This window comes from Trinickia sp. (genome assembly GCF_036503415.1).
Taxonomy (GTDB): domain Bacteria; phylum Pseudomonadota; class Gammaproteobacteria; order Burkholderiales; family Burkholderiaceae; genus Trinickia.
In genome coordinates this window covers 1-2,235 of record NZ_DASXWY010000222.1, presented here as the reverse complement: position 1 = coordinate 2,235, position 2,235 = coordinate 1, and the positions used below count along the sequence as shown (strand labels likewise).

Sequence of the window (2,235 nt, the reverse complement as noted above, 5' to 3'; positions counted from 1 at the left end):
ATGTCGCGCCGCGAGCGCACGATGGCCGCCAGAGTCTCGAGGGTGTCGCCGAGGTTGCCGCCTGTTTCGCGTTGCAGGATCAGGCAAACCGTGAAGAACGAAAAATCGGCAAGCTGCAAACGTGCTGCCGCCTGTTCGAGCACTTCCTTCAACTCCGCCCCCACGAGCAGCGCATCGCCCATGGTGCGAAACGTCGTTCGAACGGGTTCTTCGCTTTCGACGCCCGCGATGCAGATGGCCTGAACCGCGGGGATGCCTGCGCGCACCGCGCGAATGATGAGATCGAGGGTGTCGGGAAAGACCGCAAGAAAACGCAGGCGGAACCGCCCGATGACCCATCGGTAAGCGGCGCGCATGGCGATAAAAGTCGCGCCGACTGAAATCGCGAAACGCGCCAACGGGCCCAACGAGAACGACGTCGCGCCGACGAGCGACGCGACGAGCGCCACGACACCGACGACGCAGATGAGACGTATGCCGGCGGCGCCGCCGACCGTGCGAACGCGTTCGTACTTCGCCACGAACGGGGCCAGCAGTGCCGCTTGATCGGGCAGGCGGCGCTTGCGCTTGAGCAGCTCCTGCTGCTTGTCTTGCCCTTCCTTTTCGTCGCGTCGCGTCGTGGCGACCTGCTGTTCGTCACGCAGCTCGGCAATGCGCGTCCGAATGCGCGTTGCCGGTTGCTGCCGCGCCATTTGACGCAAGGACCTCACGATGAGGCCCAGCACGACGAGTGCAAAAAAGGCACCGGCGGTGACGACGTCCACCGGTCTCATGATTGCATCGCTGCGAGCAGCGCCTCTTCGAGTCCGTAGTAGATAGCCCGTTGAGCGAAAACCGGTCGCAGCGACGAGCATTCGAACGCACCGCGCACCTGCTCTTCATAGGCGCTTGCGTTGTAGCGAAACGTAAAGAGGTCCTGCGTTATTACGACATCGCCTTCCATGCCCCCGATCTCGGTGACATGCGTCACGCGCCGCACACCGTCGCGCATCCGCTCGACTTGCAGGATCAGATGGACCGCGCTCGCAATCTGTCTGCGAATCGACATCAGCGGCAAATTGCCGTTGGCCATCATCACCATGCTTTCGAGTCGCGTGATCGCGTCGCGCGGCGTGTTCGCATGGACCGTCGTCATCGAACCGTCGTGGCCCGTATTCATCGCTTGCAGCACGTCGAATGCTTCCGTGCCGCGCGTCTCGCCGAGAATGATGCGGTCGGGGCGCATCCGCAGCGCATTGCGCACGAGGTCTCGCTGAGAAACGCCGCCGAGCCCTTCGCTGTTCTCGGGCCGCGTTTCGAGGCTGACTACATGGGGCTGCTGCAGCTGCAGTTCGGCCGCGTCTTCGATCGTAACGACGCGCTCGCTCTCGTCGATGAAACGTGAGAGCGCGTTGAGCAGCGTCGTTTTGCCGGAGCCCGTACCGCCGGAAATCACGACGTTCAGGCGGCATGCGGTGGCGATCCTCAGCACGTCGACCATCGCCGGTGAGATGTTGCCCTGCTGCGCCATACGGCCCAGCGTGATATTGCGTTTGGCGAATTTTCGGATCGAGATGGAGGCGCCGCGCAACGCAATGGGCGGCAGTACGACGTTCACGCGGCTGCCGTCGGCCAGTCGCGCGTCCACCATCGGGCTGCTTTCGTCCACGCGCCGTCCGACGGCGGCTGCGATGCGCTGCGCGACGTTGATGACGTGTGCGTTGTCGCGGAACTTCAACGGCGTCAATTCGAGACGGCCGCCGCGCTCGACATAGACGTGATCGGGCCCGTTCACGAGGATGTCGGTCACCCGTTCGTCGGCCAGCAACGGCTCGATCGGCCCGATGCCGAACATGTCGTTGACGATTTCGTCGACGATAAGCGTCTGTTCGCCGAGCGTCAGCGTCAGCCTGTCCCGTGCGATGGTCTCGGCCGCGATCTGCTCGATGCCGGCGCGCACGTCGCTGCGCGACATCATCAGTGCGGCGGACATGTTCATCGACGAGAAAACTGCCGTGCGTATCGTCTTGAATGTGTCGGAGCGGATGACCGCTTCGTGCCGGTCCGATACGCTTGCAATCAGGGGGGGGTGAACTGCCGCGGAGGCCGCGGTGCTCGCACTTGCGTCGCGCAAGCTTCCGGCCACAGGAGCCGAGTACGCTGGCTCGGCCGGCGAGGCCCGCAGTTCGTCCGGGTCCGTTGCCGGATCGGCGCTCAGCAACCCGTTGCGGCGGCCGAACATCAGCTTGCCCTCCG

General features: G+C 64.2%; 2 protein-coding genes. Both read right to left on the bottom strand.

The genetic code is table 11. From position 1 onward, the window contains the following. On the bottom strand, positions 1 to 773 hold a 773-nt coding region (locus VGL01_RS25220; protein ID WP_331574270.1), incomplete at its 3' end, for a type II secretion system F family protein. Then, a complete protein-coding gene (locus tag VGL01_RS25215; RefSeq protein ID WP_331574272.1) occupies positions 770 to 2,224 on the bottom strand; it encodes a CpaF family protein in 1,455 nt (484 codons plus the stop codon). The genes VGL01_RS25215 and VGL01_RS25220, both read right to left, overlap by 4 nt. Positions 2,225 to 2,235 lie beyond the last annotated feature (11 nt).